Genomic DNA, 11,744 nt, shown 5'->3' with positions numbered 1-11,744 from the left:
GCGCACGCCATGCGCCGCTGGAGTACTGAACGCATCGTTGGCCGGCATGATCCGCAGGTCAACGAGCACCATCTGGAGCCCTCGGGCTTGCCCGCAGACAGCCGTCTGCGCCTGCTCAGCTTCAACATCCAGGTCGGTATCAGTACCGAGCGTTATCGGCATTACCTGACCCGGGGCTGGCAGCATCTGCTGCCACACACCGGGCGTGCCGACAATCTGCAGAAGATCGGCAACCTGCTGGGCGACTATGACCTGGTCGCGCTGCAGGAGGCCGATGGCGGCAGCCTGCGTTCAGGCTACGTCAACCAGGTCGAGCACCTGGCCCAGCTCGGTGCCTTCCCCTATTGGTACCAACAGCTCAACCGCAACCTCGGTCGGCTCGGCCAGCACAGCAATGGCGTGCTTAGCCGTCTGCGTCCGTGGGTGATCGAAGATCACCCATTGCCTGGGCCCAAGGGGCGCGGCGCGATTCTCGTGCGGTTTGGCGAAGGGCCGGAGGCGCTGGTGGTGGTTATGATGCACCTGGCGTTGGGCGCCCGGGTCAGGACCCTGCAACTGGCGTACATTCGCGACCTGATCGGCGACTATAAGCACCAAGTCCTCATGGGCGACATGAACACCCACGCCAGTGACCTGCTGCAAAGCTCGCCATTGCGTGATCTGGGCCTGCTCGCGCCCCAGGTCGAAGCGACCTTCCCCAGTTGGCGCCCGCAACGCTGCCTGGACCACATCCTGCTCAGCCCATCGCTGACCCTCGAACGGGTCGAAGTGCTGGCGCAACCGATTTCCGATCACCTGCCGGTCGCGGTAGAGATTCGTCTGCCGGGTTCGCTCACGGCTGATGCATTGCCCGCGTTGAGTCCTGCCCCTCGCGGAACCCCTGAATGAGCGACGAAGCCAACCGCTGGAAAGAGAAGTACCTCAAAAGCATCGAACAACAGGAAAAACTCGAACGTCGATGGGATGCCCGTCTCGACTTGCTGCGTCGCGGGCTGGTGCGCAGCACGCTGGCGGCCGAAGGCACGGACCGCGCGGTCGACCAGTGCATGAAGGAAATGCGCGAAGTCATCCGCACCGACGACATGGATGCAGGCCTGGCCGCCCTGTTGCCGCGCCTGGAAAAAGCCGTGCTCGACTCCGAGCAGCGGCGCGAGACCCGCGTCGATCAAATCGGCACGGCGTTGTCCGAGTTGGTCCGACAACTGCAGCGCTTGCCCCTGCCCCGCGAGGTCAGTCGTCCGCTCAAGACCTTTGCCAAGCAACTGGATGGGCGCGTTGGCCAAGCCCGCGAGATACCGCTGCTGTTGGGTGAGTACAGCGGCTTGCAGGGCCAGGCGCTGAGCCTTCTCGATAACCCCGCGGAGCTCAATCGTCCGGGGTTGTTGCAACGCCTGTTCGGTGCGCGTGATCAGGAGCCAGACGGCCTGCCCGCCGTTGCGACGCATGCTGCGCCAGCCGCCCCTGAGCGGTTGATTGAGGCCTCGTCATCAGCCGCTCCGGCGGTAGTTGCCCCAGCGACAGTGGCGCCTCAGGTCCAGCTTGAGGTCGAGACCGACGTCCAGTTGCTGCAGGAGCCTGCCCTCGCCTCGCTGCCGGAACCGGTTGCCGACTGCGCTGCGGCTGACACGCCACTGGACGACGACGCAGCCCTGTCGCCAGCGGACGAGCTGTCCATGGTCCCTCTGCAGACCGACATCGTCGCCGAGCCGGAACCCCAGCCGGGCGAACCGGAGCTGTTCTATGCGCTGCCGGATTCGCCCGAACCCTCCTATAGCTCGGTGGCCAAGCACATAGAAAGCACGCTGTTGGGGCTGCTGGACGACCTGTCGTTGCCCGAACGCCATCGACCGCAAGCCGAAGCCATGCGCGAGCGCCTGAAAAACGGGCTGAACTGGTACGAACTGCTGCCGATCCTCGATGACCTGGCGGTGTTGATGCTGGCGATCACCGACAGTGGCCAGCATGAGTTCGAGGTCTACCTCAAACAGCTCAACGAGCGCCTGGAGTCGTTCCAGAGCAACCTGCAGGCGGCCAGCGCAGGTCACGCCGACAACCGTTCGGCGGCGCGGGAGCTGGATACGCAGATCCGTGAGCAGGTCGACGGCTTGCAGAGCAGCATGCAGGAGGCCGCGGACCTGGAGGGGCTCAAGCACGTGCTGGAGAACCACCTTGAAGGCTTGCTGAGCACCATGGATCAGCACCAGAAGCAACGTGACGAGCGCGAGCAGGAAGTCGCGGCGCGCCTGCAGGGCCTGGCCGCGCGGGTGGCCAGCATGGAGCAGGAAGCCCAGGGTTATCGTGAACACCTCGAAGAACAGCGCCAGAAAGCCCTGGTCGACCCGTTGACCGGCTTGCCCAATCGCGCAGCCTGGAGCGAGCGCCTGGAGCATGAAGTCGGCCAATGGCAGCAACACGGCAATACCCTGTTGCTGGCGATGCTCGATCTCGATCATTTCAAGCACATCAACGATAACTACGGCCACCTGGCCGGCGACAAAGTGCTGAAAATCATCGCCACGGTGTTGCGCAAACGCCTGCGCGGCACGGATTTCATTGCCCGGTTTGGCGGCGAAGAGTTTGTCTTGCTGATGCCCGCTACCGCGTTGGTGGTGGGGATCAAGTTGCTGGAGAGTTTGCGCGCCGCTATTGAAGCCTGCCCGTTTCATTTCAAGGGGGAGCCGGTGACCCTCACGGCGTCCATTGGCGTGTCGGCGTTCAAGTCGGGAGAACACAGCGATCTGGTGCTCAAAAGAGCCGATCAGGCGCTGTACCGAGCAAAAAATGCCGGCCGCAACCGTGTCGAGGCGGGCTGAGGGCATTTGTTCCATTTTGTTTAAATGACGGGCTTTTGCCGGTCTGGAGTCAGGCGGTACGTTACGCTTGTTGCATTATCGTCCGCAGAGTACTGCCATCGTCATGAAATTCATCACCCTGCTTGTATCCCTCCTTGTCCTGGCCGGTTGCGCCAGCGGTCCGCGAATCGATACCAGCCATCCCTCGGTCAATCAAGACAACCGGATCCAGTTCGTGGTGGTGCACTACACCTCCGCTTCGCTGGAGCGTTCATTGGCGTTGTTGACCCGTGGCGAGGTCAGCAGCCACTACCTGGTAGGGGATGACAAGAACGCGACCATCTACAAGCTGGTGGATGAGAACCGACGCGCCTGGCATGCCGGGGAAAGCGAATGGCAAGGGCGCACCTGGCTGAATTCCAGCTCGATCGGCATCGAGATCGTCAACCCGGGGTTTACCGATACACCGACCGGGCGTGTCTGGTATCCCTACAGCGAAGCCCAGGTGCAATCGCTGATCTTCCTGCTCAAGGACATCAACAAGCGCAATGGCATCAGCCCACGGCAGGTGATCGGCCATAGTGACATCGCGCCGCTGCGCAAGCTCGATCCGGGGCCGCTGTTCCCCTGGAAGCGTTTGGCCGAGGCCGGGGTGGCGCTGTGGCCCAATGAGCAGGCGGTGGCGCGCGAGCAAGCGCGGTTTGCCGCCCAGTTGCCGAGTATCAGTTGGTTCCAGGAACAGTTGTCCCACCTGGGCTACACCACGCCGCAGACCGGCGAGCTGGATGTCGCCACCCGTCACGTCCTGGCGGCCTTCCAGATGCGCTTTCGCCCGACGCTGTTCGACGGTACGCCAGACGCGCAGAGTGCGGCGATCCTGCAGGTGTTGAATCAGACAAAATAATGACGCCCGCCCGACGGTCAGCGCGAAAGCTCAATCAGTAGCTATAACTCATTGGTAATCCTTTGGATGTTCAATGATGGCCGCCGCACGAGAGACCCTGCGCAGTTGGTTCTATCGCCCTTGGTCTTTGGCGATACTGGCGGCTGCGTTGAGTGTTGCTTTACTACTGGCCGGCAGCCTGGGCGTGACTTTGCGTCAAGTACAGCAGCGCGAAAGCGATCAGATGAACAGCCAGGGGGAGCGTTTCCTCGAACGTCTCGAGCAGTTGTTCGGCCAGTTGCGCGAAGGCCTGGACGACCTCGAGGCCCAGCCACTGCGCGGCTGCGACATGAAAATGTTCACCACCTTGCAGCAGGTCAGTTTCAGTTACCGCTTCGTCTATGAAGCGGCGTACATCGACCAGGCCCAATTCTGCTCCAACCGCCCCCATCAGGAAGCCCTCTCGGCCATCCGCCCCCCCGACATCAAGGGGCCGACCTACAGCTATTGGCTCAATACCTCCACCGAACCCGATGAAAACCGTGCGGCGTTGATGCTGGGGCGTGGCAATTTTCGGGTGGCGACCTCGCGCGGGCATTTGACTGACATGGTCGACCTGTCGCCTGGCAGCAGCCTGCTGGTGGTGCTCGACCATGGCACGCGGGCCATTCCGGTCCTGGGGGCTCCGCAAGCCTGGCCACCGTCGGAACCCTGGTCGCCATTCAGCAACGAGCCACTGCAAATTACCCAGAACCGCCTGATCTACCGCATGCCGACCAACAACCCGGAATACCAACTGGTGCTGATTTCTCCGCGCACCGCCATGCACCTGCCGGCCTTGTGGTGGTGGCTGGTACCGGCGAGCCTGGTACTGGGTTTGAGCATCGGTGCGTTGGTGTTTCTGTTGGCCCGCCAGCGCCAGTCCATGGGTGGCGAACTGCAGGGCGCCCTCAAGCGCGGCGAGTTACAAGTGCTCTATCAACCGATCTTCGATCTGCGAAGCCGTAACTGCGTAGGCGCCGAGGCTTTATTGCGCTGGCGCCGGCCGGACGGCACCCTGACCAGTCCTGATCTGTTCATTCCCATGGCCGAAGACAGCGGGCAGATCCGGCAAATTACTGACTTCGTTCTGCAGCGGCTGCTGGAACAACTGGGCCAACTGCTGCGCGCTTATCCGCAGCTGTACATCTCAGTCAACCTGGCGGCGTGTGATGTGATGGTGCCGAGGATCGGCGAAGTCATGTCGCGCTTGCTGGCCTTGCACCGGGTGGCGGCCCGGCAGATCGCGTTTGAGGTCACCGAACGCGGCTTGATCGATGTGGTGGTCGCCCGGGAAAACCTGCAAGCCCTGCGTGACGCCGGGCATCAGGTGCTGATCGACGACTTTGGCACCGGTTACTGCAGCCTGGCGTATCTGCAAACCCTGCCCGTGGATTGCCTGAAAATCGACAAGGCCTTTATCGATGCCCTGGGCCATGACGCGGCCAGCAGCGGCGTCGCGCCCCATATCATCCGCATGGCCCATGCCCTGGAGCTCAAGGTGATCGCCGAAGGCATCGAACACGAAGCCCAGGCCATGTACCTGAGCAGCGAAGGGGTCAACTACGGCCAGGGCTGGCTGTTCGCCCACGCCCTGACCGCCATGCAGTTGATCGAACTGGTGACACGCGGACGCCACATGGCGCCACGGCGGATTGATGACAAGGCGTGAGCGCACGTCAAAGCGGCAACGCCAGATAGAACTGCGTCCCCTGCCCCGGTCTTGAGTAGACGCCCATGCGCCCGCCGTGCAGTTGGACGATTTCCTTGCACAGGGCCAGGCCCAGCCCCGCGCCGCCCTTCTTGCGCCCGACCTGTACAAAGGGTTCGAAGATCCGGCCTTGCTGGCCATAGGCGATGCCTTCGCCATTGTCTTCGACGCTGACAATCACCCGTTCGCCGTGGCGCCGGGCCTGGAGGCGGATCTGGCCTTTTTCGCTGGTGTGGCGCAGGGCGTTGTCGATGAGGTTGTCCAGTACCCGCTCCAGTTGCGGCTGATCGGCCTGCAAGCGCGGCAGCGGCGCCTGGATTTCCACCAGCAATTCGATGCCTTGCTCATGGGCTCGCTCAAGGAAGCGGCCTTGGGCCTGCTCCAACAAGTCATCAATGTTGCAGGGGGCCAGGGTGAGCTTTTGCAGGCCGTTCTGATACCGCGAGAAATTCAGCAGGTCGTTGATCAACTGCATCAGGCGCTGCATTTCTTCATTGACGGTGTCGAGGAGGTCGGTTTCCCGGGAGTCCTGGGCAAAGTGCGCGCGCTCGCGAAACAAGCCGAACGCCATGTGCATACCAGTGACCGGTGTGCGCAGTTCATGGGAGGCGCGCAGCACGAATTCGCTGCGCACCCGCTCGAAGGCCCGCTGCTCGGTAACGTCGCGCAGCACCATCACCGCTCCGAGGATATGGCCTTCGGTATGACTGACGGGGGTCAGGCTGTAGGTCAGCAGGCGCGATTCGCCGTCGACCTCGATGCTCAGGTCATCCGGCGCGCGTTCCAGTGAGCCGCCGCGCAATACCAATTGCAGTTGTTCGTCGAGTTCCGGGCGTTGCAGCGCGACACCCAAAGCCAGGCCAAGGCGGTCGTCATCCCAGCCCAGTTGGCGTTGTGCCACCGGGTTCATGTGTTCCAGCTGGCCCTGGCGATCGATCATCAACAAGCCGTCATCGATGCTGTCGAGTACCGCCTGAAGGCGCTGCTGGCCGGCCAGTAATTCATCGACGTTGGTGGCCTGATGTTCGCGCAGGGCTTCGGCCATGATGCCGAAGCGGCGGGTCAACTGGTTCATTTCCACCGCAGGGGACAGTGGCAGGGTGACGTCGAAGTTGCCCTGGCCGATGTTGTCGGCGGCCTTGGCCAGCGCTTCGATCGGTTCGCCGAAGCGGCGGGCGATGCCATGGGCGGTGACAAAGCCGATGATCAGCACCGCCAACCCGACAAGGCCCAGGGAGCCGGCCACCAGCAACGCACGTTCGCGGGCTTTGCGTTGGGTACTGTTGATGTTCTCCAGCGCTTGTTTGTGTTCGTTGATCAGGCCATTGCGCAGAACGTTGAATTTGTCGGTCAGCTCCTGGTTGCCACTGAGGCTGCCGGAAGGCTCCTGGGAGTTGCTGAATGCCTTGAGGAAGGACAGATAGTCATCCCGGGCTTGCTGGAAACCATGGTGGCCGTTGTCCAGGCGGTTTTCATGGGTGATGCCTTGATCGAGCAACTCGAAGTAGTGCCGCTCGGAATTTTCCAGCGCCGCCAGGTCGGGGGCCTGGTTGAGCATGATCATCAGTTGATCGCCCAAGGTCTGGCGCAGCTTGAGGCCCAGGTCCAGGGTGATGAAGTTGTCGCGGATCAGCACCTCCTGATTACTCGCCATCTGCATCACGCTGACCAGCCCGAGCACCAGCCCGAGCAGGGCCACAGTCATCAAGGCCGAGATACTCAGAAACAGACGGGTGCGCAACTTCATCGCCAGTTTCATAAGGTGGCGCTCACAGGTTGTACTGTTTGCGTTTGCGGTACAGGGTCGAGGCGTCGATTCCCAGGGTCTTGGCGGCTTGGTCGAGGGTCCCGGCGCTGGCCAGTACTGCGCCAATGTGGGCTTTTTCCAGCTCATCCAGGCTCAAGGCCGCGCCGATGCGCGGGGCGTTGTTGGTGGGCTGTTCGGCCATGCCCAAATGACTGATCTCGACCCGCTCCTGCGGGCAGATGATGCTCGCTCGCTCCACAACGTTACGCAGCTCGCGGATGTTGCCGGGCCAGCGGTAGCTCAGCAGCGCTTCGCGCGCCTCGTTGCTGAAACCGCGGGCCGGGCGCGCGTACTCCTTGACGAAGCGGGCCAGGAAGCGATCGGCCAGGGTCAGGATGTCCTCGGCGCGCTCACGCAGCGGCGGCAGGTGCAGGGTGATGACGTTCAGGCGGTAGAGAAGGTCTTCGCGGAAGCGCCCGTCGCGGACCATGTCTTCCAGGTTGAGGTTGGTGGCCGCGAGGATTCGTACATCAGCGCGCCGGGTAACCGGATCGCCAACTCGCTCATATTCCTTGTCTTGGATGAATCGCAGCAGTTTAGGCTGCAAAGTCAGGGGAAAGTCGCCGATCTCGTCGAGGAACAGCGTGCCGCCGTCCGCCTGGTTGACCCGGCCGAGGGTGCTTTCGCTGGCGCCGGTAAACGCTCCCCGGCTGTGGCCGAACAGCTCGCTTTCCATCAGCTCGGCGGTCAGCGACGGGCAGTTGATGGTCACACAGGATTTTTTCGCGCGCTTGCTCCAGCCGTGAATGGCTCGCGCCAGCTCGCCTTTACCGGTGCCGGACTCGCCGAGTATCAGGATGTTGGCGTCGGTGCTGGCGACCTGGCGGGCGGTTTCGAGCACCACTTTCATGGCCGGGCTGTGGGAGTCCAGGCCATCGCTGGGTTTACGCATTTCACCTTCAAGGGCTTCAAGACGGGCCGAGAGTTGTCGCACTTCAAGCTGTTTGGCGGTGGCCAGGCGCAATTGGTCCGGGCTGCAAGGTTTTACCAGGTAGTCGGCGGCGCCGGCTTGGATGGCGTCGACGGCGGTGTCCACGGCCGAGTGCGCGGTGACGATGACCACGCGCATCCAGGGTGCCTGGATGCGCATCTGCGCCAGTACATCGAGACCGTTGTCTTCACCCAGGCGCAAGTCCAGGAAACACAGGTCGAAGACCTGGCGTTGCAGCAGGGCATCGGCCTGGGCGGCGCTGTTGGCGGTGGCGACGCTGTAGCCTTCGTCTTCAAGGCAATAGCGGAAGGTGCGCAGGATGGCGGATTCATCGTCCACCAGCAGAATGCGGCCTTGATGCTCGTTGGCGGATTCCATCTTTCCTGCGCTCCTTAAATGAATGATCTTAGTTAGTCCCGACGAAATCGGGCAAGTTGCATGGTTGATTCTGGCCGCTTCTGCTTGAAGCCGGGTAGTTATTCCCTCTCTCATTCGCTAACTATATGAAATAGCTAGATTTTTAGCGAAAAGACGAGCTCCGGCCGTGTGCATGTCTCCTTTTCTGACATCCGCGGCCCCCGATACATTCCAAAAATTTTCCCTCGGCTGCAAATCAATCGTGCAGAACGCACGACCCAGGCGTGGTGCATCGTGCAGGATGCGTTCAGTCTGGTTTTTCATTTGTATATAAGTAATTGATTTTATTGGGTTTATTGCCATCGGAAAAAATGGCATGCAGTCTGCAATGTACTGAATAGCCCCGGGCGTTCAAGCAGATTCGCCCTAAACCAACAATAACCACCAGTGTGGGAGGAGTTTCAGGATGAATCGCCAACGTGCCGCCCAATTGCGTCTTTCGCCACTGTATGTCCAGCAAGGGCTGTTCACCGTCCTTGCGCTGGTGATCACCTTGATCGGCGGCCAGCAATTCATGCTCTGGCAGCACAGCCAGCAGCCCGATGCTGCGCTGACGCCGACTCAACATTTCACCCAGACCCATTTCAGCGCCGTCAGCAGCCAGACGGCTGATGCGGCCCCCATGCGCATGATGGACGTTGACCAGGCTCAGCCTGAGGTCGACATGCCCCGTCAGGAGCGTTGGGTGTTCTAGGCAATAGACCTGGTGCCGGCTCCATGCATCGGGAACAGCTGCACCTCTAATCGAAGCGTAAGGAGAGTCATCATGTTGAGCTGGGCAATCACATTCTTGATCATTGCCATTGTCGCTGCCGTACTGGGCTTCGGTGGTATCGCGGGCACCGCCACGGGTATCGCCAAGATTCTCTTTGTCGTGTTCCTGGTGATGTTTGTCGTTTCCTTCTTCTTCGGCCGTCGTGGTCGAGGCTGACACTGAGCGGTTGCGTGAAGGCACTGGCGCCGCCCCACTGCGGGTGGCAAGGCCAGGGCTCGTTGAATGAGCACCTGAATTGAAAACCGAAAGAGCCGGATGACGTCTCTTTCCTTTACGCCCACCCGAGGAAGGTGTGCGTATGACCAAGGGGCCGGGACGTTCTGATTGTTGCAGGATCGGAGTGACCTACGGGTACAGGGAGTGCCTGCGAAAGGGCCGGGTCAGGCAAAGCAGCGTCGCCCGTTCGCCAGTCGATCTTGACTGGGGGAACGGGCGGCGCGTTTATGTGGGTAAAACATTGAGTTAGAGCACTTGAGCTATTCTGCTTGGGTCACAGACAACAATCCTTTCTGACAAACCATTTCCCAGTGTTTCCTGGCGACCGTATATCGAGAAATTTGCGATTATTTTCTGATCATTTTTCGACGCATCGAGTAGGGAAAATCGCTAATTTTTGTACGTAATTGACTGGTCAATTAATAACCAGTCTGCTCTGCGATGGCCGGTTCACGGCACTTATGCCTGCCGAAATGTCGCATTCGAACCGGTTGGGACGGTCGTTTTACTTAAAAAAACTCATGCCGATTCGGCATAGGGTAGGCGTTTACGGCATTAGACGTGGTCCCGTTGCATCGGAATAGTTGCGCCTTTTTTCGCCTGCCAGAGAGCCGAAATACGCGCTCCGGGTAACCTTATACGGGGGCAGGTGCACACGCTTTTACGCCATTGGGTGTTCCAGTTCGTGCATCTGTCCGAGTCAAACGCAAGTAAGGGTAATGATATGAAGAAGGCAAAGCTTAGCCTCGCCTGGCAGATCCTCATCGGTCTGGTCCTGGGTATAGCAATCGGCGCACTGCTCAACCACTTCAGTGCTGAAAAAGCCTGGTGGATCAGCAACGTCCTGCAACCAGCGGGCGATATCTTTATCCGTCTGATCAAGATGATCGTGATCCCGATCGTGATCTCCTCGCTGATCGTCGGCATTGCTGGCGTGGGTGACGCGAAGAAACTCGGGCGCATTGGTCTGAAGACCATCATCTACTTCGAAATTGTCACCACCATCGCCATTCTGGTGGGTCTGGTGCTGGCCAACCTGTTCCACCCGGGCTCCGGCATCGACATGAGCACCCTGGGCACTGTGGATATTTCCAAGTACCAGGCGACGGCGGCCGAGGTTCAGCATGAACATGCGTTCATCGAGACCATCCTCAACCTGATTCCATCGAACATCTTTGCTGCCATGGCGCGTGGCGAGATGCTGCCGATCATCTTCTTCTCGGTGCTGTTCGGTCTCGGCTTGTCGAGCCTGCAGTCTGACCTGCGCGAACCGCTGGTGAAGATGTTCCAGGGCGTATCGGAAAGCATGTTCAAGGTCACTCACATGATCATGAACTACGCGCCGATCGGTGTGTTTGCCCTGATCGCGGTGACCGTGGCCAACTTCGGCTTCGCTTCCCTGCTGCCGCTGGCCAAACTGGTGATCCTGGTTTACTTCGCCATCGCCTTCTTCGCCTTCGTGGTGCTGGGCATCATCGCTCGTCTGTTCGGTTTCTCGGTGATCAAGCTGATGCGCATCTTCAAGGATGAGCTGGTGCTGGCCTACTCCACCGCGAGCTCGGAAACCGTGCTGCCGCGCGTGATCGAGAAGATGGAAGCCTACGGCGCGCCGAAAGCCATTTGCAGCTTTGTGGTACCGACCGGCTACTCGTTCAACCTCGACGGTTCGACCCTGTACCAGAGCATCGCGGCGATATTCATTGCCCAGCTGTACGGTATCGACCTGTCGATCAGCCAGCAGCTGCTGCTGGTCCTGACCCTGATGGTCACCTCCAAAGGTATCGCCGGCGTGCCGGGCGTGTCCTTCGTGGTGCTGCTGGCCACCTTGGGCAGCGTGGGTATTCCGCTGGAAGGCCTGGCGTTCATTGCCGGTGTCGACCGCATCATGGACATGGCCCGTACCGCACTGAACGTGATCGGCAACGCCCTGGCCGTACTGGTCATCGCGCGTTGGGAAGGCATGTACGACGATGCCAAGGGCCAGCGCTACTGGAACTCCCTGCCGCACTGGCGCAGCAAGGACAAGCTGCCGGCGGGTCAGGCGTCCAAGAACTGACACCCGGCACTGTGGGAGTGGGCCCGCCCGCTCCCACCGTGCTCGATAGCAGGCAAAGACAAACCCCGGAGAAATCCGGGGTTTGTCGTTTCTGCCCACGCCGCTATCATTCGCCGC

9 protein-coding genes are annotated in these 11,744 nt (G+C 60.7%); 7 read left to right on the top strand and 2 right to left on the bottom strand.

All coding sequences use genetic code 11. The features are described 5' to 3' along the window. Positions 1 to 9 precede the first annotated feature (9 nt). The 4 genes from H7995_RS18220 (at position 10) to H7995_RS18205 (ending at position 5,386) form a co-directional block, all read left to right on the top strand. Positions 10 to 888 carry an endonuclease/exonuclease/phosphatase family protein gene (locus tag H7995_RS18220; protein WP_166588959.1) on the top strand — a complete coding sequence of 293 codons (879 nt, stop codon included), beginning with the start codon at positions 10 to 12 and terminating at the stop codon, positions 886 to 888. Continuing rightward, positions 885 to 2,813, top strand: a complete 1,929-nt coding sequence (locus tag H7995_RS18215; protein WP_166588960.1) for a GGDEF domain-containing protein — start codon at positions 885 to 887, stop codon at positions 2,811 to 2,813. The genes H7995_RS18220 and H7995_RS18215 overlap by 4 nt, the downstream gene beginning before the upstream one ends. Positions 2,814 to 2,916: 103 nt before the next feature. Continuing rightward, on the top strand, positions 2,917 to 3,696 hold the full coding sequence (locus H7995_RS18210) for an N-acetylmuramoyl-L-alanine amidase (protein ID WP_166588961.1): 780 nt from the start codon (positions 2,917 to 2,919) through the stop codon (positions 3,694 to 3,696). A 73-nt stretch (positions 3,697 to 3,769) separates the two neighbouring features. Beyond that, positions 3,770 to 5,386: an EAL domain-containing protein gene (locus H7995_RS18205; RefSeq protein WP_185818703.1), complete on the top strand. Its 1,617-nt coding sequence runs from the start codon at positions 3,770 to 3,772 to the stop codon at positions 5,384 to 5,386. Between the two features lie 7 nt (positions 5,387 to 5,393). Here H7995_RS18205 and H7995_RS18200 read toward each other — a convergent pair whose 3' ends face one another. Both H7995_RS18200 and algB read right to left on the bottom strand, forming a co-directional pair. Then, positions 5,394 to 7,184, bottom strand: a complete 1,791-nt coding sequence (locus H7995_RS18200) for an ATP-binding protein (RefSeq protein ID WP_166588963.1) — start codon at positions 7,182 to 7,184, stop codon at positions 5,394 to 5,396. A gap of 10 nt (positions 7,185 to 7,194) precedes the next feature. Continuing rightward, a complete protein-coding gene (gene algB, locus H7995_RS18195; RefSeq protein WP_166588964.1) occupies positions 7,195 to 8,541 on the bottom strand; it encodes a sigma-54-dependent response regulator transcription factor AlgB in 1,347 nt (448 codons plus the stop codon). Positions 8,542 to 8,986: 445 nt separating this feature from the next. Here algB and H7995_RS18190 point away from each other — a divergent pair, with 445 nt between their 5' ends. From H7995_RS18190 to gltP, 3 genes are all read left to right on the top strand, one after another. After that, a complete protein-coding gene (locus tag H7995_RS18190; protein ID WP_166588965.1) occupies positions 8,987 to 9,274 on the top strand; it encodes a hypothetical protein in 288 nt (95 codons plus the stop codon). 72 nt (positions 9,275 to 9,346) lie between these two features. Further along, positions 9,347 to 9,511, top strand: a complete 165-nt coding sequence (locus H7995_RS18185; protein WP_002555679.1) for a DUF1328 domain-containing protein — start codon at positions 9,347 to 9,349, stop codon at positions 9,509 to 9,511. A 784-nt stretch (positions 9,512 to 10,295) separates the two neighbouring features. Next, complete coding sequence (gene gltP / locus H7995_RS18180) at positions 10,296 to 11,627, top strand: glutamate/aspartate:proton symporter GltP (RefSeq protein ID WP_166588966.1); 1,332 nt, start codon at positions 10,296 to 10,298, stop codon at positions 11,625 to 11,627. Positions 11,628 to 11,744: the final 117 nt, after the last annotated feature.

It is taken from the genome of Pseudomonas kielensis, from assembly GCF_014236655.1.
Classification (GTDB): domain Bacteria; phylum Pseudomonadota; class Gammaproteobacteria; order Pseudomonadales; family Pseudomonadaceae; genus Aquipseudomonas; species Aquipseudomonas kielensis.
Note: the sequence above shows the minus strand (reverse complement) of the source record. Positions and strands in the feature narration are given on the sequence as shown.

Coding starts and splice junctions, on each gene's coding strand:
- H7995_RS18220 (WP_166588959.1), top strand. CDS start 10: ATGCGCCGCTGGAGTACTGAACGCATCGTTGGCCGGCATGATCCGCAG.
- H7995_RS18215 (WP_166588960.1), top strand. CDS start 885: ATGAGCGACGAAGCCAACCGCTGGAAAGAGAAGTACCTCAAAAGCATC.
- H7995_RS18210 (WP_166588961.1), top strand. CDS start 2,917: ATGAAATTCATCACCCTGCTTGTATCCCTCCTTGTCCTGGCCGGTTGC.
- H7995_RS18205 (WP_185818703.1), top strand. CDS start 3,770: ATGATGGCCGCCGCACGAGAGACCCTGCGCAGTTGGTTCTATCGCCCT.
- H7995_RS18200 (WP_166588963.1), bottom strand. CDS start 7,184: ATGAAACTGGCGATGAAGTTGCGCACCCGTCTGTTTCTGAGTATCTCG.
- algB (WP_166588964.1), bottom strand. CDS start 8,541: ATGGAATCCGCCAACGAGCATCAAGGCCGCATTCTGCTGGTGGACGAT.
- H7995_RS18190 (WP_166588965.1), top strand. CDS start 8,987: ATGAATCGCCAACGTGCCGCCCAATTGCGTCTTTCGCCACTGTATGTC.
- H7995_RS18185 (WP_002555679.1), top strand. CDS start 9,347: ATGTTGAGCTGGGCAATCACATTCTTGATCATTGCCATTGTCGCTGCC.
- gltP (WP_166588966.1), top strand. CDS start 10,296: ATGAAGAAGGCAAAGCTTAGCCTCGCCTGGCAGATCCTCATCGGTCTG.